Source organism: Acinetobacter sp. AHP123, from assembly GCF_023757925.1.
GTDB classification, from domain to species: domain Bacteria; phylum Pseudomonadota; class Gammaproteobacteria; order Pseudomonadales; family Moraxellaceae; genus Acinetobacter; species Acinetobacter oleivorans.
In genome coordinates this window covers 522,822-543,068 of record NZ_CP092454.1, presented here as the reverse complement: position 1 = coordinate 543,068, position 20,247 = coordinate 522,822, and the positions used below count along the sequence as shown (strand labels likewise).

19 protein-coding genes are annotated in these 20,247 nt (G+C 39.2%); 11 read left to right on the top strand and 8 right to left on the bottom strand.

Translation table 11 applies throughout. The features are described from left to right. The first annotated feature begins 236 nt into the window (after positions 1–236). The 7 genes from MJX77_RS02575 (at position 237) to MJX77_RS02545 (ending at position 9,655) form a co-directional block, all read left to right on the top strand. Positions 237–1,100: a hypothetical protein gene (locus MJX77_RS02575; protein ID WP_252060491.1), complete on the top strand. Its 864-nt coding sequence runs from the start codon at positions 237–239 to the stop codon at positions 1,098–1,100. A gap of 233 nt (positions 1,101–1,333) precedes the next feature. After that, positions 1,334–2,926, top strand: coding sequence for a peptide chain release factor 3 (locus MJX77_RS02570; protein ID WP_199943647.1), 1,593 nt, complete (start codon positions 1,334–1,336; stop codon positions 2,924–2,926). Between the two features lie 69 nt (positions 2,927–2,995). Next, a complete protein-coding gene (locus MJX77_RS02565) occupies positions 2,996–3,838 on the top strand; it encodes a hypothetical protein (RefSeq protein ID WP_252060490.1) in 843 nt (280 codons plus the stop codon). 91 nt (positions 3,839–3,929) lie between these two features. Next, positions 3,930–4,871 (top strand): DUF3298 domain-containing protein, encoded by a 942-nt coding sequence (locus MJX77_RS02560; RefSeq protein ID WP_252061303.1) that lies wholly within the window; start codon positions 3,930–3,932, stop codon positions 4,869–4,871. Further along, positions 4,871–5,683 carry a TatD family hydrolase gene (locus MJX77_RS02555; RefSeq protein ID WP_252060489.1) on the top strand — a complete coding sequence of 271 codons (813 nt, stop codon included), beginning with the start codon at positions 4,871–4,873 and terminating at the stop codon, positions 5,681–5,683. The genes MJX77_RS02560 and MJX77_RS02555 overlap by 1 nt, the downstream gene beginning before the upstream one ends. A gap of 124 nt (positions 5,684–5,807) precedes the next feature. After that, entirely contained in the window at positions 5,808–8,564 is a 2,757-nt protein-coding gene (acnA, locus tag MJX77_RS02550; RefSeq protein ID WP_144734209.1) for an aconitate hydratase AcnA, read from the top strand. Between the two features lie 329 nt (positions 8,565–8,893). Beyond that, positions 8,894–9,655, top strand: a complete 762-nt coding sequence (locus MJX77_RS02545) for a tRNA threonylcarbamoyladenosine dehydratase (RefSeq protein ID WP_151989376.1) — start codon at positions 8,894–8,896, stop codon at positions 9,653–9,655. Positions 9,656–9,719: 64 nt separating this feature from the next. On the opposite strand, the gene MJX77_RS02540 is transcribed toward MJX77_RS02545, so the two are convergent. Continuing rightward, on the bottom strand, positions 9,720–9,842 hold the full coding sequence (locus MJX77_RS02540; protein WP_252060488.1) for a hypothetical protein: 123 nt from the start codon (positions 9,840–9,842) through the stop codon (positions 9,720–9,722). Positions 9,843–9,938: 96 nt separating this feature from the next. Here MJX77_RS02540 and MJX77_RS02535 point away from each other — a divergent pair, with 96 nt between their 5' ends. Further along, positions 9,939–10,838: a LysR family transcriptional regulator gene (locus tag MJX77_RS02535; protein WP_252060487.1), complete on the top strand. Its 900-nt coding sequence runs from the start codon at positions 9,939–9,941 to the stop codon at positions 10,836–10,838. Between the two features lie 31 nt (positions 10,839–10,869). On the opposite strand, the gene MJX77_RS02530 is transcribed toward MJX77_RS02535, so the two are convergent. From MJX77_RS02530 to MJX77_RS02505, 6 genes are all read right to left on the bottom strand, one after another. Further along, positions 10,870–11,265 (bottom strand): hypothetical protein, encoded by a 396-nt coding sequence (locus MJX77_RS02530; RefSeq protein ID WP_252061302.1) that lies wholly within the window; start codon positions 11,263–11,265, stop codon positions 10,870–10,872. Positions 11,266–11,434: 169 nt separating this feature from the next. Then, positions 11,435–11,953 carry a hypothetical protein gene (locus MJX77_RS02525; protein ID WP_252060486.1) on the bottom strand — a complete coding sequence of 173 codons (519 nt, stop codon included), beginning with the start codon at positions 11,951–11,953 and terminating at the stop codon, positions 11,435–11,437. A gap of 334 nt (positions 11,954–12,287) precedes the next feature. Continuing rightward, positions 12,288–13,292, bottom strand: coding sequence for a tRNA dihydrouridine(20/20a) synthase DusA (gene dusA, locus MJX77_RS02520; RefSeq protein WP_252060485.1), 1,005 nt, complete (start codon positions 13,290–13,292; stop codon positions 12,288–12,290). Positions 13,293–13,433: 141 nt separating this feature from the next. Beyond that, complete coding sequence (locus MJX77_RS02515) at positions 13,434–14,624, bottom strand: MFS transporter (protein ID WP_252060484.1); 1,191 nt, start codon at positions 14,622–14,624, stop codon at positions 13,434–13,436. 15 nt (positions 14,625–14,639) lie between these two features. Then, on the bottom strand, positions 14,640–15,050 hold the full coding sequence (locus MJX77_RS02510) for a RidA family protein (protein WP_252060483.1): 411 nt from the start codon (positions 15,048–15,050) through the stop codon (positions 14,640–14,642). A gap of 67 nt (positions 15,051–15,117) precedes the next feature. Then, positions 15,118–16,044: a DMT family transporter gene (locus MJX77_RS02505; RefSeq protein ID WP_252060482.1), complete on the bottom strand. Its 927-nt coding sequence runs from the start codon at positions 16,042–16,044 to the stop codon at positions 15,118–15,120. Positions 16,045–16,282: 238 nt separating this feature from the next. Between MJX77_RS02505 and MJX77_RS02500 the strand changes: the two genes are divergently transcribed. Genes MJX77_RS02500 through MJX77_RS02490 form a run of 3 tightly spaced genes read left to right on the top strand, consistent with a single transcriptional unit; the run spans position 16,283 to position 19,203 of the window. Then, the gene (locus MJX77_RS02500; protein WP_004794594.1) at positions 16,283–17,410 is read left to right on the top strand and encodes a Re/Si-specific NAD(P)(+) transhydrogenase subunit alpha; all 1,128 of its coding nucleotides are present in this window, start codon (positions 16,283–16,285) and stop codon (positions 17,408–17,410) included. Positions 17,411–17,421: 11 nt separating this feature from the next. Further along, positions 17,422–17,736, top strand: a complete 315-nt coding sequence (locus MJX77_RS02495; RefSeq protein WP_003654992.1) for a proton-translocating transhydrogenase family protein — start codon at positions 17,422–17,424, stop codon at positions 17,734–17,736. A gap of 12 nt (positions 17,737–17,748) precedes the next feature. Beyond that, positions 17,749–19,203, top strand: coding sequence for an NAD(P)(+) transhydrogenase (Re/Si-specific) subunit beta (locus MJX77_RS02490; protein WP_004794591.1), 1,455 nt, complete (start codon positions 17,749–17,751; stop codon positions 19,201–19,203). A gap of 69 nt (positions 19,204–19,272) precedes the next feature. On the opposite strand, the gene MJX77_RS02485 is transcribed toward MJX77_RS02490, so the two are convergent. Continuing rightward, positions 19,273–20,094 carry an SDR family NAD(P)-dependent oxidoreductase gene (locus MJX77_RS02485; RefSeq protein ID WP_252060481.1) on the bottom strand — a complete coding sequence of 274 codons (822 nt, stop codon included), beginning with the start codon at positions 20,092–20,094 and terminating at the stop codon, positions 19,273–19,275. Positions 20,095–20,247: the final 153 nt, after the last annotated feature.

The following is a 20,247-nucleotide window of genomic DNA, read 5'->3' as shown; positions in this document are numbered from 1 at the left end:
TATTTATTCAATAGGTTGATTTGTTATTGAAAATAATAAAAATTACCTCTAATTGGCAGTAATTTACTTTTTTTAAATATTATTAATTAATTCGTTGATTTGTTGAGTTAATAAACATAATATAAAATTGTTAAGTTTTGGTTTGTGGAATTTATTTTAGCAATTGAATGCAAAATTGGAATAAAAATAAGGCCCTATAACTTAACTATAAGAAAAACTTTTTACTGAGAATGATTATGTCAAAAAAATTTGAAGACTTTAATAATCCAAGAGAAAAAGCATTGCAAGGGATGAGAAATAGCATTCCTGCAAAACAGTGGGAAGAGAATTTACAATTTCTTAAAGAGTTAAGAAGTAAAATTGCAAAATTACCAGTTTCTAGACATCCTGCAATTGAAGTATTAAATAACGGATATCTCGATAAGAAGAGTTTGACTCATATTCATTTAGAATATCGTCATGCAATTGTACAAATTTTTACAGATGCTTTATTAAAGGCTCAGTTTCTGACAAAACAATTGGAACCTAAACTCCATTCCGGAGCTAAAATGTTCCCAAGAGTATTATTAAGTTTAAATATACTTGATGAATTTGGTTTTCGTCCTGGTTTAGGTAAAGATAATTATTATTTGGGGAATCCTGAATATGCTCATTATCCATTATATGAAGATTTACTTAATGATTATGGTTTAACAGAGCTTGATCGTCGTAACTTTAAGCCATCAAAAATTTCAGATCAGGTTAGATCATTTTTAGAATCTTCTTATGATAGTTATATCAATGTAGTCGCTTTACTAGCTGTTGCAGAGGAAGAGGTGATTCTTTTTAGTCCTCCATTACGTCAAGCAACCAAATTTGTGAATATCGATGTTGAAGGTGGTGGGTATTACCATGTGCATGGTGTATCTACTGATGAAACGTCTGAAGCTGCTGATGATGACCATCAAGATGATCTTTGGTTCACTTTAGCGCAAGCAATTACCAAAGATGATTATGAAGGCTTAACGAAGCTATGTATTGAATATTGCGCGTTATGGAATGAGTTCTGGGATGCACAAATTGCCGATGTTCAGTTTATAGAAGAAAAGAAACTGGCATAAGATATTCTCCTAAGCCCGAAGAAAGCCCATCTAAGATTGTATGGGCTTTTTTTAATTATAAAATTTCTAAGATGCTAAGCTACATTCTCAAAAAATATCTAAAAAGCTTATGAGTAGCTCATAGCTTATCAACAATCATTAAACACTTCTATAAATCTGCTACAATTACGCCAATTTTTATTTTGATCGACTTTAGGTCTTTGGCACTGCAATTTCCGCAGTAGGTGTATTTCATGAGTTTTAAAGATGAGTTAGCGGCACAGGTTGCTCAACGCCGCACATTTGCCATCATTTCCCACCCCGATGCCGGTAAAACCACCATGACAGAAAAACTGTTGTTATGGGGTAAAGCAATTCAGGTTGCAGGGATGGTAAAAAGCCGTAAATCTGACCGCGCAGCTACATCTGACTGGATGGAAATGGAAAAAGAGCGTGGTATTTCGATTACCACTTCTGTTATGCAGTTCCCATATAAAGGTCATACGATTAACTTACTCGATACACCGGGACATGAAGACTTCTCGGAAGATACTTATCGTACCCTAACTGCAGTTGACTCTGCGTTAATGGTAATTGATGGTGCAAAAGGTGTCGAAGAACGTACCATCAAATTGATGGAAGTTTGTCGTATGCGCGACACTCCTATTATTTCATTTGTAAACAAGATGGACCGAGAGATTCGTGAGCCGCTTGAGTTACTTGATGAAATTGAAAATGTCCTCAATATCCGCTGTGTACCGATTACATGGCCATTAGGGATGGGACGTGATTTTGCTGGTGTATACAACATTATTGAAAATAAATTGTATGTCTACAAAGCAGGTTTTGGCTCAACCATTACCGATATTGAAGTCCGTGATGGATACGATCATGCGGATATTCGTGAAAAAGTAGGTGAGTTGGCTTGGGCATCTTTTGAAGAGTCGCTTGAACTTGTGCAAATGGCGAATGAGCCATTAGACCGCGAATTATTTTTACAAGGTAAACAAACTCCGGTTCTATTTGGTACGGCATTAGGTAACTTTGGTGTTGACCACGTTCTAGATGCATTTATGAACTGGGCACCTGAACCTAAAGCGCATCCTACACAAGAGCGTGTGGTTGAGGCGAAAGAAGAAGGTTTCTCTGGTTTTGTATTTAAAATTCAAGCCAATATGGACCCTAAACACCGTGACCGTATTGCCTTCATGCGTATTTGCTCTGGTAAATATGAAAAAGGTTTAAAGATGAACCACGTGCGTCTTGGTAAAGATGTCCGCATTAGTGATGCTTTGACATTCCTTGCTGGTGAGCGTGAACATTTAGAAGAAGCATGGCCAGGCGATATTATTGGTTTACATAACCATGGCACAATTCAAATTGGTGATACTTTTACCAGTGGTGAAAATTTACATTTCACAGGTATTCCTCACTTTGCGCCAGAGATGTTCCGTCGTGTGCGTTTAAAAGATCCATTGAAGTCAAAACAATTGCAAAAAGGTTTGAAAGAGTTGTCGGAAGAAGGGGCGACTCAGGTATTTATGCCACAAATCAGCAATGACCTGATTGTGGGTGCGGTAGGTGTGCTTCAGTTCGATGTGGTTGCTTATCGTTTGAAAGAAGAATATAAGGTTGACTGTGTTTATGAGCCAGTAAGTGTTAACACAGTTCGCTGGATTCACTGTGATGACGAAAAAACTCTGAATGAGTTTAAGAAGAAAGCACATGATCAACTTTCTATCGATGGCGGCGGACACTTAACCTATCTTGCGCCAAGCCGAGTGAACTTGCAGATTATGCAAGAGCGTTGGCCTGATATTCAGTTCCGTAACACACGTGAACACTGATTATTTTAATGTGACAAACAGCTTCGAATAGAAGCTGTTTTGTTTTGAAAAATAAGAAAGGATGATGAAATGAATTTGAATAGAAAGACAATTATTGCGCTTGTAGTTGCAGTAATCATATTAATTTTGGCAATTTGTCTTTTTGTCTGGAAAAGAACTCAGTCTTCATCATCTTCTCAAACAAAACTAGAATCTACCCAAACTCAACATATAGAAAAGGCTGAAGTACTGCCATTTCTTAACTTACAACAAGTAAAAGCTGATTATGCTTTGCCATTTTGTGAAAAGAAAAACTGTATTGATGTTGATCTTCAAACGATAAAGACCCAAGATGCATGGCTAAATGAATGGATTGCCAAAAGTCAGGCTAAAGTGATCCAAGACCAAATTGATTTGAAAAAAGACTTAAGCTTGCAGCAAGCCATTAATGCCTATGTTAAAAAGTCTGATGAATGGCAAGATAAATATTCAAAGAATCGGGCTTACGAATTACATCTTCATACGCGTATTGCATCACAGCGTAACCAATATGTTTTATTGCAATTAGGGCTGGATACCAAGCAAGAAGAGCTCACGATTAAAGATCGTTATTACTTTTTTGTGGCCGATCGAAAACTGCATAAAAGCTTAGCTTTATTAGATGTTTTACAAAAAGATCAACAAACGACTGTGCATCAAATGGTGCAGGTGGCCTATCAAGACTGGTTAAAAAAGCAGACTGCTGACATAAAGAAAGAAGCACCAAAAACTTTATATTGGGGGCAAGCAGATTGGTTCTTTGATGGTGAAGGTGTTGGCTTACATTATCAGGCAAATCAGATTACTAAAGAAGCTCCACAGCTCGATATTTATTTATCTAAAGAACAAACCAAAAAAATATTACAACCCGAGGTTTATGAACAAATGTTTTAAGATGGTAGCAGAATTTGCAACCTCTTTTTATATGCGCTAATTTCTTAGAAAAGGCACTGTGTAATCTCCTTAGAATAAAAGGCAAAATATGATGTTATCTTCTAAAGCTTCACTGCGATTAACTTTGCTTGCTTCTGCTATATTTTTGGTGGCATGCCAACCTAAAGCTGATCCTAAGGATTCTCAAGAACAGCAGAAACCAGCAGTCGAGGAACAAAAGCCAGTAGAGCTGACTTTGAAGGGCGAAACAGTTCCTACTAAGGTTGCTTTACCTGATTGTGATGGTAAAACTTGTCCAGAATTCACAGTTGAACGTTTGCAGAGTAATTTTCCATTTATTGACAAAATTCTAGATGAGCAAATTTTAAAGACTCTAGGTCAAATTTTAGAGATTGCTGAACCAGATGCTAAAGTGAAGCAAGCCGATCAAAAAACAGAAGCTTCAGCAGTTGCGGGTGCAGAGCAAAAAAATAGTTTTGATGCACAAGTTCAACGCTATGCCAATTCATTTATTGGTTTGGACAATGAATTAAAAGCTTTAAGTAGTAATCATCAAATTAATCTTTTGGTGAAACCTAAAATCTTGCAGGCTCAAGGTAAAGTCGTAACCGTGGTACTGAATAGTAGTAGCTATTTAGGTGGAGCACATGGTTCTGCTGCGCAGCATTATTATAATTTTGATTTAAAAGAACAAAAGCAGATCAAGCTTGAAGATTTGTTACGCCCACAGCAAAAAGCTGCATTAGAAAAGTTAGCCCATGAAGCCTTTAAGACTTGGGTTACGGACTCTAAACTGGCTGATAATGTGGGTGAATATGAGCAAGCTTGGCCATTTAAGTTATCTGATAACTTCTTATTGGGTGAGCAAGGTTTAATTCTTCAATATGGTGAATATGAAATTGGACCATATGTAGTGGGATTACCTCGATTAGTCATTGCATATGACCAATTACAAGACGTGTTGAAACAAGAGTATTTGCCACAGCCTAAAGCTAAACCAGCTTCTGCACCAGTTGCAAAAAGTGCTGGCTAATGCATTTGTTTGATACCCATACCCATTTTGATGTTGCCGATTTTGATGAAGATCGGCAACAGTTAGCGCTTAATGCCAAAAAAGTGGGCGTAGATGCATTAGTCTTAATTGGTTTTGTGCAGTCACGCTTTGACGAATTGCTACAAACTCATCATCAACTCAAACAGTGGGACAACGTGCCTGCTTCTTATTTAGCGCCGGGGCTGCATCCGTTTTATATTGAACAGCACAGGCCAGAGCATCTTTCTCATCTTGAACAAATTTTACAGCAAGAAGACTGCGTTGCAGTGGGTGAAATTGGCTTAGATACTTTCTTAAAAGAACATAAGCAGCCCGATATATATGCTAAGCAAAAGCAATATTTTACAGATCAGTTAGAGCTGGCAACGCAATATCAAAAACCAGTGTTACTCCACATTCGAAAAGCACATGGTGATGTGCTTGCTATATTAAAAGCTCAAAAATTTAAATTGGGTGGTATTGCTCATGCATTTAGTGGTGGGGTAGAAGAGGCAAAAGGCCTTATTAAGCTTGGTTTTAAAATTGGTGTGACAGGACAGATTACCAACCCGAATGCAAAAAAACTTCATACTGTTGTGCAGGCCATAGGTGCCGAGCACTTGGTGATAGAAACAGATTGCCCAGATATGACACCGCTTTGCTGCCAAACCTCAACTGAACAACGTACTCGTAATACTCCTGTTAATTTGCCTTATGTATTACAAAGTTTGGCTGAAAATTTAAATATGCCAGAGTCAGATTTGACTGAGGTGTTGTGGAAAAACTCTCTCACTGCATTGAAATTATCGTAATAAAAATCAAAGATTAAAAATATTAACTAAAACAAAACACAGCGATTAAAAAAGAAGCTTAAAGTAAGAAAACAACATGTAAAAACGTGAAAAATAACATTGCCAGACATGGGAGGATAACCCAATGGCTAAGTATAGCAATATCAATAGTTTTAATGCTTTACAGACGCTAACAGTAGGTTCCAGCAATTATCAGATTTTTAGCTTAGCCCAAGCAGAGAAAACGCTAGGGGATATTGCCAAACTGCCGAAATCTTTAAAGGTATTATTGGAAAACTTATTACGGTTTGAAGATCAGCACAGCGTTAAAACTGAACACATCCATGCCTTAGCAGAATGGCTAAAAACCCGCACCTCAGATCAGGAAATTCAATATCGACCTGCGCGGGTTTTAATGCAAGATTTTACGGGTGTGCCAGCAGTCGTTGATTTAGCTGCAATGCGAGCAGCGATGGCACAGGCAGGCGGTGACCCTGAAAAAATTAACCCATTATCTCCTGTTGATTTGGTGATTGATCACTCGGTGATGGTCGACTATTTTGCTGACGATCAAGCTTTCGAAGAAAACGTACAAATCGAGATGCAACGTAATGGTGAGCGATATCAATTTTTACGTTGGGGACAATCAGCATTTAATAACTTTAGTGTAGTGCCACCGGGCACAGGTATTTGCCATCAGGTCAATTTAGAGTATTTGGCTCAAGCGGTGTGGCTAGGTGAAGATAACGGTCAGACTTTTGCTTTTCCCGATACTTTAGTGGGTACAGACTCACATACCACCATGATTAATGGTTTAGGTGTTTTAGGTTGGGGTGTAGGGGGAATTGAGGCTGAGGCGGCTATGCTGGGCCAACCGATTTCTATGCTGATTCCTGAGGTCATTGGTTTTAAATTGACAGGAAAACTACCAGAAGGGATTACTGCAACTGATTTGGTGCTGACTATTACTCAAATGCTTCGTCAAAAAGGGGTAGTGGGTAAATTTGTAGAGTTCTATGGTGATGGTTTAGCAGATTTACCACTTGCTGACCGTGCAACCATTGCCAATATGGCGCCAGAATATGGGGCGACTTGTGGTTTCTTCCCAATTGATGAAGTGACACTAGGATATTTGAGATTAACTGGTCGTCAAAGTGATCGTATTGAATTGGTTGAGGCATATAGCAAAGCACAAGGTTTATGGCGAAATGCAGGTGATGAACCTGTTTTTACTGATACTTTAAGTCTTGATATGAGTACGGTTCAGGCAAGTCTAGCAGGACCAAAACGTCCACAAGACCGAGTGCTTTTATCCGAAGTACCTAAAACCTTTAATGCGCTCATGGAGTTAACATTAAAACCAGCCAAAGAAGCTAAAGAGCGTTTAGAAAATGAAGGTGGTGGCGGTACTGCTGTCGAGGCAAAAAAAGCAAATATTCAACATGAAAGTCCTTCTTGTGTGATTGAAGGACAAACCTATCCATTAAATCATGGTGATGTTGTTATTTCGGCTATTACATCTTGTACCAATACTTCTAACCCAAGTGTAATGCTGGCAGCAGGTCTCCTTGCTAAAAAAGCGATTGAAAAAGGTTTACAGCGGAAACCGTGGGTGAAAAGTTCTCTTGCACCAGGTTCTAAAGTCGTGACTGATTATTTGCTGGCTGCTGGGCTTACGCCGTATTTAGATGAGTTGGGCTATAACTTGGTGGGATATGGTTGTACAACCTGTATTGGTAACTCAGGTCCACTACCCGAACCAGTTGAAGAAGCAATTCAATGCCATGATTTGAATGTTGCATCAGTACTTTCTGGTAACCGTAACTTTGAAGGACGTGTACACCCATTAGTTAAAACAAACTGGCTTGCTTCACCACCTTTGGTAGTCGCTTATGGTTTAGTTGGTAATATTCGTACTGATTTGACAACGCAACCTATTGGGCAAGGTAAAGATGGGCAACCTGTTTACTTAAAAGATATCTGGCCAAGTCAGGCGGAAATTGATGCCGTTTTACAGAAAGTAAATACAGACATGTTCCATAAAGAATATGCTGCGGTGTTTGATGGTGATGAAAGCTGGCAATCAATTCAGATTCCAAAAAGTAAAACTTATGAATGGGCTGATGATTCGACTTATATCCGTCATCCGCCATTCTTTGAAGGCATTGGTGAACCACCAAAACCAATTAAAAATATTGAACAAGCAAATATCTTGGCAGTGCTTGGTGACTCAGTAACGACTGACCACATTTCACCAGCAGGTAATATCAAAAAAGACAGTCCGGCAGGTCGATATTTACAAGAGCAAGGTGTTGAGCCAAAAGACTTTAACTCCTATGGTTCTCGACGCGGTAATCATGAAGTCATGATGCGCGGGACCTTTGCCAATATTCGTATTAAAAACGAGATGCTTGGTGGTGAAGAGGGTGGTAATACCATTCATGTGCCAAGTGGTGAAAAGCTCGCTATTTATGATGCTGCAATGCGTTATCAACAAGAACATACACCGCTTGTGATTATTGCTGGTAAAGAATACGGAACAGGTTCTTCACGTGACTGGGCTGCCAAAGGAACAAACTTATTAGGTGTGAAGGCAGTGATTGCTGAGAGCTTTGAGCGTATTCATCGTTCAAACTTGGTGGGTATGGGCGTGTTGCCACTACAGTTTGTTGATGGGCAAACTCGACAATCTCTCAACTTAACAGGCCATGAAGTGATATCAATTCGAGGTTTGTCTGATGGCGTTCAGCCTCATCAAATTCTTGAGGTTGATGTAAAAGGGCCAAATGGAGTCGCCAGCCACTTTAATGTTTTATGTCGAATTGATACGTTAAATGAGGTGGAGTACTTTAAGGCGGGTGGTATTTTGCATTATGTACTGCGGAATTTGATTGCTGGTTAATGTTATTTTGAGATTAATACCAATCAATATTTGTATTGGTTGGTATTGGAAGAATTATCACGGCAGAGCCTTGTCGTAAAAAATTCTAATGGTAGTAGCTCATAACCCTACTTTTGTTTCGGCAAAAGTAGGCAAAACCATTGCTATTCACAGAACCTGTTCAATACTGATTAATATCTTACGTTTTGCAAAAACAGTATCTTGTCGATGCTCGACAGGCTGTGAATGGCTTTGGCATCAATCAGATAGCTGACTAGTGCCAAGTAGCAATTTGGTTTTGAAAAGCAGTAAAATACCTCCCGTGTTTTATATCCCCTCAAAGAGTAGCAATGACCGATCTTCAACAAGATGAATATGACCGCCGTTTTGCAGGTGTAGCCAAAGTTTATGGTGATTCATCGTTCCAGCACTATGAAAAAAGTCATGTGATGGTGATTGGTATTGGTGGTGTCGGCAGTTGGGCGGTTGAAGCTTTAGCACGTACAGGTATTGGTGAGATCACACTAGTCGATATGGATGTAGTTGCAGCATCAAATGTGAACCGTCAGCTACCTGCAATGACATCAACTCTGGGCTGTGAAAAAGTTGAAATTATGGCGGAACGTTGTCGCCAAATTAACCCACGTATTAAAGTAAATATTATTGATGACTTCTTAACACCTGAGAATGTCACAGCGCTGCTAAACCCTGTACCAGATATTATCCTGGACTGCATTGATGACGTTAAAGCAAAGTTGGCTTTAATGCTCCATTGCCGTTTTAATAAAATTCCGTTGATTGTGTCGGGTGGAGCAGGTGGTAAGCTCGATCCGCTTAAAATCCGTGTGGCTGATTTATCAAAGACGGAACAAGACCCAATGTTGGCTAAGCTACGTAGTCAGCTTCGTGCTCGAGGCATCTGTAAAAAGCCAAAAGAGAAATTTGGCATTACTTGTGTTTACTCAATCGATAATCCATTTTCAAGTGCGGATGTTTGTCCATCGGCTGGCCTACGCTGTGGTGGTTATGGTTCAGCGGTAGTGGTGACTTCAAGCTTTGCTATGATTGCTGTGGCTGAAGTTTTGAAGAAACTCGATTTGAAGAAAGCCTGATTTAAACATAAAAAGGCATGCTCTTATGTTGGTGGGCATGCCTTTTGTTTTTGAGAAAAACGATTTAATCATATAACTCTATAGTGTCGTGTTTGGGCTGTGTTGGAAGATGTTGATCATAAAATTTAAAGCACCAGAAAATTAGAACAACAACAGTGAAGATGGTGAAACCTTTAAAATACTTCATGAATAATTCAATCAAGTGGGTGGTCTTGATAAAATTCTAGCGAAGGCAACCCATCTAATCTAATATAGAAAATAGACCTAATAATCTAATTTTGAGATGGTAATGCTCACATTAAAACAATTTCAATATTTCATAAAAATTGTAGAAGAAGGGAGTTTTACTGCTGCTTCAGAAAAGCTCTTTATTGCTCAGTCTGCTTTAAGTCGACAAATTAAGTTATTAGAAGAAGAAATTGATTTTCAATTATTTGATCGCACTGATAAGAAAATAAAACTTACAACGGCGGGAGAGATCTTCTATAAAAAAATAAAAAATAATATGCATTATTTAAATGAAATCATTGGAGTTTCTAAGGATATTGCCGAAGGAAAAAATCGCCAGATTAAAATTGCTCACTCGAGTAGTATTATTATGGATGATAAAAAGGTTCAGATATTAAAAGAAATTAGCTTAGCCAAACATATAAATTTTGAGATAAATACTTTGTCATCTGAGCATCAAATTCTAGCTTTAATGAGCGGAGAAATTGATATTGGTTTGATTAGACCACCAGTTCGGCACACTTTAGATGAAATTAATATTGTTAAGCTATATGAAGAACCTTTAATGGTGGCTGTGCATGTTGATCATGCTAAGTTTGCAAATAAACAAGAGATTCAAGTTAAAGATTTAAAAGATGAGTATTTCGTTTCTACACCCCATTCTAAACGAGGTGGTTTAAGCTATTTGGTTTCAAACTTGTGTGTAGGGGCAGGCTTCTGGCCTAAAGCAGCAGCGATCCAATCACGTAAGCTAAGCCAATTGCAGTTAGTCGCTGCAAATTTAGGTATCAGCATTGTTCCCCAAGAGTTTAAGCAAATATTACCCAAAAATGTAAAATTGATTCCTCTAGAAAATAAGAATCTTTTATCTGAAGTAGTTTTAGCTTACAGAGCAAACCAGAGTGATCTGATTCAACCTTATGTTGAGCAGATCTACCAGCTGCTGCAAGTGTGAGAGGCAATATGTTTAACTTATGCTGAAATAATTATTGTGGCCCAGTGTGCTCACTAATAGAAAATGTATATTCGGTATCACCTTCTAACTGACGCTCCTGAGATAGGATGTCCATTTTTGGGCGTTTATGCTGGTAAAATTCCAAATTGATACAACCACTATTGTTAACCTCATAGCGAATATAGTAACGATCAGGCTCTAGAAAAAATGTTGCTTCTTCAAATGAGTGCAAAGATAGAATTTTCTTCTTGTCGTAATAAATCACGGAAGGACAATCTAGTAGTCCATTTGAATATTGTTTTCGTATCACATGGATCCGAGCTTTAGGGGTGGTTTCTTTTAATAAATATTGGGGCTGATAAATCCGTTTTTCAGGTACTTTTTTAAAAACCTCTTCAATTTTTGTATCTGGGGCAGCATACGTCATACTAAATGACGTCATTAAGTAAAAGCTCAGCAATATTCTTTTCATAAAGTTCCATCATTATTTTTGACGAGTACAATATGAAAATAAAGCAAAAAAGAAGCCAAGCTGGATTCAAAATGTTTGTTTGATAAAATGCTTGAAATGATTCAAGTGATTGAACATTTAGTTCTTAAGTAGTTTGCCCTAATCGGTAATAAGTATAGGTTACGCTATCATCTTTATAGACATCATAACTATTTTGTTTGAAGTCAGAGACCCATTCACTTCCTGTATATCCAGCAATATGTCCATAAACATGGTTGCGGGTTCTGTGAATGATATAGATGTCGCCTTCTTGTGGTTCATCAAAGGCTGGATTAATTTCTTTATAGCCAATCTTTTTTAAGGTATCTCCCCAATCTGAAGCTGCGATTGGGTGGTTTTCGACATTGGCACCAGCAGATTCTAGTGCAAGGCGGATACTACGGGCGCAACGAGCTTTACTGCGTCTAGAGGTAACACTTTCTAATTTTTCTACAAATTTATCAATATCTATAGCGGGAGTACTGGAAGTTTCTGTCTGATGATTATTGGGTTTCATGGTGAAAGGATAAGGAAGGCTTGGGGTGCTGTGGGATACAACAATGGCTGCCTGATTTGAATCCTGATACATGTAATTATCAGCTACTTGTCCGTCATAAATAATCATCGTGAAATCTCTACCGTGCTACTCATATCCATATTAAAAAAATCACCACCTACCTGTGGCGTTCAGAGATACTAATCGGCGTACCTTAAAAGTTTTGTTTATGTTATGTAATAACGTATCTTTTTTCCAGAGGTACCTGCTTCGGAGTAAAAAGATGCTCATCAAAAGAGTGATTAAAAATAGTGAAATTTAAATTATTGATATCATTATAAATAAATAATTAACCAGAGCTTAAATTTGAATATTTTGCTTCAACATTTGCGAATATACTCAAAATCTAAGTCTCTGATTTAAAATGCCACATTTTCTTACAATTTAAGAAGCGCTCACAGACTTAAGCTTGCTGCTCTTTTAAATATTCCTCGGTACGAATTAGAGCTGCTTGCATGTTGCTAATAGCCTGTTCTACATCACCTAAAGTTTTTGCATTTCCGCCACTTAGCGCTTGGCGCCACTTTCGAGCACCTGGCAAGTTTTGGAATAGACCTAAGATATGACGCGTAATGATTGAAAGAGGAGCGCCTTCAGCCATACGTTGTTCAATATAAGGCAGCATTTTTTCCATAATATCGAATCGATCAGGTGCCTCTAAATTCCAAAGCTGACCCATTTCCGCGAGTAAGTACGGATTATGATAGGCTTCACGGCCAATCATGACTCCATCAACGTGCTGTAAATGTGTTTGAGTTTCAGCAAACGTTTTAATTCCGCCGTTAATTTCAATAGTGAGATGCGGACGCTCTTGTTTTAAACGATAAACATCTTCATAGCGTAAAGGTGGAACTTCACGGTTTTCTTTCGGAGATAGACCTTTCAAAATAGCGATACGAGCATGTACAACGAAGTAAGTACAACCTGTCGCTGCAACAGTATCTACAAAATGAAGCATCTCTTCGTAAGATTGCATGTCATCGATACCAATACGGTGTTTGACTGTTACAGGAATCTTTACTGCTTTTTGCATGGTATGAATGCATTCAGCAACCAAGTCTGGTTCTGCCATTAAGCAAGCACCGATTTTATTGTTCTGTACACGGTCACTTGGGCAGCCTACATTGAGGTTGACTTCATCGTAACCCCAGTCTTCGGCCATTTTTGTGCAGGTTGCAAGCTCTTGCGGATTTGAGCCACCAAGTTGCAATACGATAGGGTGTTCTTGTGCGCTGTAGTCCAAATGACGTTTTGCATCGCCAAAAAGAATCGCACCTGTGGTCACCATTTCTGTGTAGAGCACAACATTTGGGTTAAACAAGCGTGCAAAGAATCGATAATCCTTTGTAGTCCAGTCCATCATGGGTGCGACAGAAATACGAGGTTGTAACGATTGAAGTGATTGCATAACCAATAGCCCAAAAGTCGCTAAATTAATGAAAGGGCAGCATTATACGAGGTTTATGCTTGAATCGACAGGGGCATTTAACCGAGTAATTTATAACCACTCTTGTATTGAATATAGAAAGATGATTTATAACAAGTTACCTTATTGGGAAACCATTTTCTTTTTTTGTAAGATCGTATCGAACATGCTAAATAAAATACAAAGAACAACTAGCCCAATCCCTGCAAGGCAAGTCATGGTCCATCCACCACGGTTCCATGCAAAAATTCCTAATGCTGAACCGCCTGCACCACCAATAAAGTAAGTCGTCATATAAATGGCATTAATACGAGACTTTGCATCTGGTCGTAAACGGAAAATAATACTTTGGTTACTGGTGTGTACGAGCGCCAGTGCTAATTGAATTAAAGCAAAACCAATAACATAAGTAGAAAGTAGAGTTTGTCCGAAGTAGAAACAAACCCAACTTACTAAGAACAGCCCGCAGCCCATCCATGTCAGTAAGCTAGTATGGCCTTGATCTGCATATTTACCAATGTAGCGTGTTGATAACGCACCGAAGATACCCACTAAAGGCACTAGTCCAATAAATAGATCAGGTAAGTGATGTGCTGAGGTAAGAAGTAATGCGATAGTAGAATACAAGATACTTACTGCTGCAAAGGCGAAAGCACCTGTAAGTGCTCTTAATAATAATCGCTTTTCCTGCTGTAAAAGTTGAGCCATGGAAACAAAGATTTGCCCATAGTTCATTTTCATACGTAAGACATAAGGCAAGCGGCTTTTTAAGGTAAATGCTAGCAGCAGCATTAATATGCCACTTACAACATAAACCACTTTCCAGTGGAAAAGGTTCGAAAATAAGCCTGCCAGACTGGTAGAGAGTAAAATCCCGACTAATAAACCACTCATTAAAAAACCAATGATTTCGCCAGTTTTTTCGGGTTTTACAGTCATTGTGGCAAGAGGAATAAGCACTTGAGCGGCAACAGAAAACAAGCCTGCTAAAATTGTACCAATCCATAGCATAGGCAAGTTCACAGCAAAAGCAGAAGTAAATAGGCCAATTGCACAAAGCACCATTAAAAATGGAATAGCCTTGGCTTTATTGACGATGTCACCCATTGGAACAATAAAGAGTAAACCGAGGGCATAAGACACCTGAGCAAATGTCACTGTTAAAGCAGCTTGTGCTTGAGTTACAGCAAACTCTTGTTGAATCGAGTGAATCAGCGGTTGACAATAGTAATTCACACCTGCACATAAGCCACATGCTGCTGCCATCAACCAAAGCAAAGGTTTATTCTGACTGATATCTTCAGGGGTAGACATGATGTTCTCTCGATTTTATTGGGTGTATGCGGTTGCTTCGACTTCAATGAGCATATGCTCTAATGCAAGGCGTGGTACAGGAATGAGTGTACAGGCTGGAAAAGGATGATTTTTCCATAAATTTTGCATAATTTTAATCAAAATTTGATGTTTTTCGACCGAATGGTCAACAACTAAAACTCTTAACACTGCAATGTTACTAAGCTCTGCATTGGCAGCTTTTAAAGCATGTTGAATGTTATTAATGGCTTGGATAACTTGTTCTTCAAAATTTGGGCTTAATTCACCTTTTGAGTTTTCGCCACCTTGACCTGCAATATGAATAATCTTTTTAAATTTTTCTACTACAGCCACATGACTATAAGCATTTGGGGTAGGGTCATATAAAGTTGATGGATTTATGATTTTAAAAGTTTCTTTATTCATGGAACTCAACCGTTCATTCAAATTTAGATGAGTATCCAACCTCAACTTAAGTTGAGGTCAAGAGAATTTAATGTTTTAGCCTTTTCTTTCTTAATGTAATCATCATCACACCAATAATATTGAGAAGGCAACCGACCCATTGCCAAATATTTAAGTGTTCATTTAAAAAGGCAACGGCAAGTAAAATCGTTAAAACCGGTCCAATCGAAGCAATCATTGCAGATTGAGAGGCACCTAATCGTTCAATACTTTGCATGAGCATAACAGTAGGTAAGACGGTCACTAAGAAGCCTAGACCAACCCCATACCAAATTACACTAGAGGGTAGCTGTAATAGAAGTTGAATAGGTTGAGGTGTGCTGAGTGCATAGTGCGTTAATGTACCAATGCAAGCCACAGTTAATGCTAACCCTGTGAAATTCCAAGAACCAAATTTCTTAATTAATGGTGGGGTTAGTAATAAATAGCCTGCAAAAGCTACCGCACCTGCAAATACTAAACTTGTACCTAGCCAGAAGTTGCCCTGAATTGGTGCGTTGTTGTGCTCTTGAAGCATGACCAGCACGGTTCCACCATAACTAAGAAAAATGGCAAATAAACTTTTTGCATCTAATTTTTGTTTGTAGAGTAAGCTTGAGACGATGACAGTAAGCGTGGGATATAAAAATAGAATAATTCGTTCTAGAGAGGCACTAATAAACATGAGACCCATAAAATCGAGCCAACTGGCAAAGTAGTAGCCTAATAGACCGGCAAAAATTAAAATTAGCCAATCCTTCTTTTTTATGCCCTTATTATGATGCCTGTTAAACCAACAAATAAGTAGAAAGAACGGTAAAGCGCTTAACATGCGTAAAGCCATCAGGACTGTAGCATCTACTAATGGAGAAAGGGCATAAGTCTGTTTAATAAAGATTGCTTTTGTACTGAATAGAAAAGCAGAGCAAAGAGCAAAAAAAGACCCGATTTGAAACGAAGAAAACGAAATTTTCATATACAAGACTGTATAAGAGAGACTGTTGTCTACAAAAAAAGAAAAATCTTCCTATATTACACCTCAAATCAAATATCGTGAATCATCAGTTCAAAATATGGGTATTTATTAAATAAATATTGGGTGGTATTTTAAAAAAGTTCAATTAGAATCCAAATTCTGTACAAAGAATACACATGGGGGAAACATTGCAGCTTGCAATGTTTTTGACAATGAGAAATTAGCTTGAGGAACGCTCATGCAGATCGGAATCCCAACCGAAACTGTCGTCGGTGAAAATCGTGTAGCTGCTACGCCAGAGACAGTAAAGAAGTTGATTAGCGCTGGTCATAGCGTTGTGATTGAACGTGGTGCTGGTGTAAAGGCCGCGTACATTGACAGTGCTTATGAACAGGTCGGTGCAACCATTACGGATGATGCCTATACGGGTAGTCAAATTATTTTGAAAGTTCGCGCGCCACAAGGCGGGGAAATTCAAAAACTTGCAGCAAATACTGCTGTTGTAGCAATGTTTGATCCTTATCGTAATACCGAGCTAGATCAGTTTGCGAATCAGCAAGTTTCTGCTTTTGCTCTGGAATTGCTTCCTCGTACGCTTTCTCGTGCGCAGAATATGGACGTATTGTCTTCTCAGGCAAACCTTTCTGGTTATAAATCAGTTTTGCTTGCTGCTGCTGAATATCAGCGCATGTTCCCAATGCTTATGACTGCTGCTGGTACTGTAAAACCTGCTCGTGTTGTGATTATGGGTGTGGGCGTTGCTGGTCTTCAGGCAATTGCAACCGCAAAGCGTTTAGGCGCAATTGTTGAGGCGACCGATTTACGTCCTACAGCAAAAGATCAGGTTGAATCTTTGGGTGGTAAGTGGTTAGACGTACCAATGTCTGAAGAAGAACAACAACGTGCAGCGGATGCCGCTAAAAATGGTTATGGATGGATGCCGGGTGAGCAATACATCAAAGACCAAGCTGCGATTGTTGATAAGGCTGTTTCTAACGCTGACATCGTGATTACTACTGCGCTCTTGCCGGGTCGTGATGCACCACGTTTGATTAAGGCTGAAACTGTTGCCAAGATGAAACCGGGTTCTGTCATTTTAGATATGGCTGTTGAAACTGGCGGTAACGTTGAAGGTTCTAAAGTGGGCGAGACTGTTTTTACAGAAAATGGCGTGAAAATTTTGGGTATTCCAAATATTCCGGCAACTGTAGCAACAGAAGCTTCAGCGCTATATGCACGTAACGTTTTTAATTTCGTAGAGACTTTATTCGACAAAGAGAAAAACTTTGCGATTAATCAAGAAGACGAAATCCAAAAAGCCCTATTGGTCACTCATGGCGGTCAAGTACTGCTTAAGCGTGGTTAAGGAGAGTTCTCATGGTTGAAACTATTACAATTTTCGTCCTTGCCATCTTCGTAGGTTATTACGTAGTTTGGGGTGTTACACCAGCTTTACATACGCCGCTTATGGCTGTAACCAATGCATTGTCATCTATTATTGTAGTGGGTGCGATGTTGCAAACTGTGGGTCTGCCTATTTTGGGTGTAGATGCTAACGTTGCATTTCAAAGTGTAAATGTGGTGAGCGTACTTGGTGCGATTGCAGTATTTTTGGCAAGCATTAATATTTTCGGTGGCTTTGCAGTAACTGCACGCATGCTGGAAATGTTCAAGCCTAAGCAAAAGAAATAAGAGGGCTTTGACATGGAATTTATTCAAGCAAATGCAAACTGGTTGTACCTTGTTGGCGCAATCCTCTTTATCTTGACGCTTCGTGGCTTGTCTGGCCCTAAAACAGCAATTCAAGGTAACCGTTACGGTATGATCGCGATGGCGATTGCAGTTGTAACGACTTTCTTTGTTGCGAATAACCCAGTGATCTGGATGATTGTTGGTGCAATGGTGCTCGGTGCAATCGTAGGTATTGCACGTGCTCGTACTGTACCAATGACGCAAATGCCGGAAACTGTTGCGCTTATGCACTCTTTGGTTGGTTTGGCTGCTGTTTTAATTGCAATTGCTGCAATTTTACATAACAACCAACTTACTGAATTGTTCGCTCAAAATGAAGCGGCTTTAACGGCAGCTGGTGTGCAACATGTGCACATGAGCAAAGTTCACTTATTTGAATTGTTTGTTGGTTGTTTCGTTGGTGCGATTACCTTTACTGCATCTGTGTTTGCGTACGGTAAATTGGCTGCGAAAAAATGGGCTAAAACAATTTCTGGTGCATGGGTTAAACCTGTTCAAGCGCTTATCTTTATTGCGATGTTGGCTTGTGGTTTTTACTTCTTCACGACTGGCAACATGACTGCTTTCTGGGCAATGACAGCTCTTGCACTTGCATTTGGCTGGGTGTGGATTGCACCAGTCGGTGGTGGTGATATGCCTGTAGTAGTATCGCTTCTTAACTCATTCTCAGGTTGGGCTGCGGCAGGTATTGGTTTTACACTTGAAAACAACATGTTGATCGTTGCGGGTTCTCTCGTAGGTTCATCTGGTGCGATTCTGTCGTACATCATGTGTAAAGCAATGAACCGTTCGATCATCAATGTATTGTTTGGTGGTGCAATGGGCGGTGCAGCGGTTGCTACTGCTGCCAAAGGTGAGCAAGTTCAACGTAACCATCGTTCTGGTTCTGCTGATGATGCTGGCTTCTTGATGTCAAATGCTGACAGCGTTGTGATTGTACCAGGTTATGGTATGGCGCAAGGCCGTGCACAGAATGCTGTAAAAGAATTGTGTGAAATTCTAAAAGAGCAAGGTGTTCGCGTTCGTTTCGCAATCCATCCTGTTGCTGGTCGTATGCCTGGTCACATGAACGTATTGCTTGCAGAAGCAGACGTGGCGTATGAAGATATCTTGGAAATGGATGAGATTAACTCAGACTTCCCTGCAACAGACGTAGTACTTGTAATTGGTGCAAACGACGTTGTAAATCCTGCTGCGAAAGATGATCCAAGCTCGCCGATTTATGGTATGCCGATTCTTGAAGCTCATAAAGCGCGTACAATCATGGTGATTAAGCGTTCTATGGCAACAGGTTATGCTGGTCTAGACAACGATTTGTTCTATAACGAAAAAACAATGATGATCTTTGGTGATGCTAAGAAAGTTGTTGAAGATATGACAAAAGCAATCAATGGTGGCGGCCACTAATTTGACCCCAATCAGGATTGTAAAAGCCACCCTCGGGTGGCTTTTTCTATTTATATTTGGCTTATTTGTTTAAAGAAATTTTTCTACAAGGTTTAGAGATTGTTGATAGAGGTCGCGTGCCAGTTGCTTATTTTTTGCATGTGATGATTTCCAGTCTGGCATATGTGCGCTGACATATTCGCCATTACGGTTTTGCCAAGCATCTCCAGTTGCCATTTCTGTAATGAGGTTTGCTGGAACTGAAGTTGGAACTAATCCTAATTTCATCGCTGCATAAACTGGTTTTGGTAAGTCACGATAAATATCGGAAGCAACACCACCAGGGTGTAATGCATTATTAGTAATTGAGCTTCCAGCTAGCTGTTCTGCTAATGCATTGCTGAATAATAAATTTGCAAGCTTTGATTGCCCATAATAGAACAGGGGATTGTAAAAACCTTCTGCGCGAAACTTGTTGGGTTTAATTGAACCAACCCAGTGAGCAATAGATGCAAGATGAATAATACGTGCTTTAGGAGATTGTTTTAAAACTGGGAGTAATTTTTGGGTAAGTAAAAAATGACCTAAATAGTTAACCCCAAATTGTTGCTCAAAGCCTTCATTAGTCAATTGTTTGGTTTTGGCAAATAAGCCTGCATTATTAATAAGTACGTCAAGGCTGCCATAGCGATCAGCAATTTCATCTGCTGCTTTTCGGGTTAACTCAAGACTGTTTAAATCGAGGGAAACTAAATCGACTTGGCCTTGATTAAGTGAAAGTAGTTTGTTCTGCGCATCTTGGGCTTTTTGTGGATTTCGGCACGCTAGAATGACATGTTGTCCTTGTTTAACGAGTTGTTCTGCTGTAGCAAAGCCAATGCCCGTATTGGCGCCTGTAATTAATATCTTCACTTTCTGTACTCCAGTTATGCTATTTATTGGTGAGAACTTTCAGAAAATATATAGTGCTGCAAATCTGACAATTTGTCATGTCAAATTTGGTTGTAAGTGATGATTGGTATTTGTGGAGGGGCGGGAAAGATGATGGGATATTGAAAATGGTTA